The sequence below is a fragment of the Rhodococcus sp. T2V genome, from assembly GCF_029269925.1.
Classification (GTDB): domain Bacteria; phylum Actinomycetota; class Actinomycetes; order Mycobacteriales; family Mycobacteriaceae; genus Rhodococcus_F; species Rhodococcus_F koreensis.
In genome coordinates this window covers 1-553 of record NZ_JARJBD010000481.1, presented here as the reverse complement: position 1 = coordinate 553, position 553 = coordinate 1, and the positions used below count along the sequence as shown (strand labels likewise).

1 protein-coding gene and 1 pseudogene are annotated in these 553 nt (G+C 65.5%); one reads left to right on the top strand and one right to left on the bottom strand.

Going from position 1 to position 553, the window contains the following annotated elements:
* On the top strand, positions 1-323 hold a 323-nt coding region (locus tag P3H15_RS54960; RefSeq protein WP_276144946.1), incomplete at its 5' end, for a condensation domain-containing protein.
* Here P3H15_RS54960 and P3H15_RS54955 read toward each other — a convergent pair.
* A pseudogene (locus tag P3H15_RS54955) lies at positions 278-553 on the bottom strand (enoyl-CoA hydratase/isomerase family protein); the annotation flags it as partial. The gene P3H15_RS54960 and the pseudogene P3H15_RS54955 sit on opposite strands and share 46 nt — an antisense overlap.

Here is a 553-nt window from a genome sequence, read left to right as displayed (position 1 = left end):
CGTTGGCGGCGTATGAGAATCAGGATGCGCCGTTCGAGCGGTTGGTGGAGTTGCTCAATCCGGTCCGCTCGACGGCCTATCATCCGTTGTTTCAGGTGTCGTTCTCCATGCAGAACAATGCTTTTCCCGAGGTCGAGTTTCCCGGGCTCGAATGGGCCACACTGCCCGCGCCGACCGGAACGTCACGTTTCGATCTGTCGTTCAGTCTCGCCCCCGACGAGCGGCAGGGTCTGGCCGGAGTCATCGAGTACGCGAGTGACCTGTTCGACCGGGCGACGCCCATCACGATGCCGTCCATGATCGCCACATACGGCTTCGGGTAGTTCGCGATGGTCGCGTTGAGGAGGTACTCGTCGCGCCAGAACTCCCGCGACCCCGTGCCCCCCTCCCTGGCGTCGTGATAGATCGACACGATGTCCCCGCCCGCGCACAGGCCGCGGTCCCCGGCGCCGGTGATCAGCACCGCCTTCACCTCGTCGTCCCCCGCCCAGCGCCGCGGCGATCCGCGCCACCATGGTGTGGTTGAGGGCGTTGATCGCCTTCGGCCGGTTCA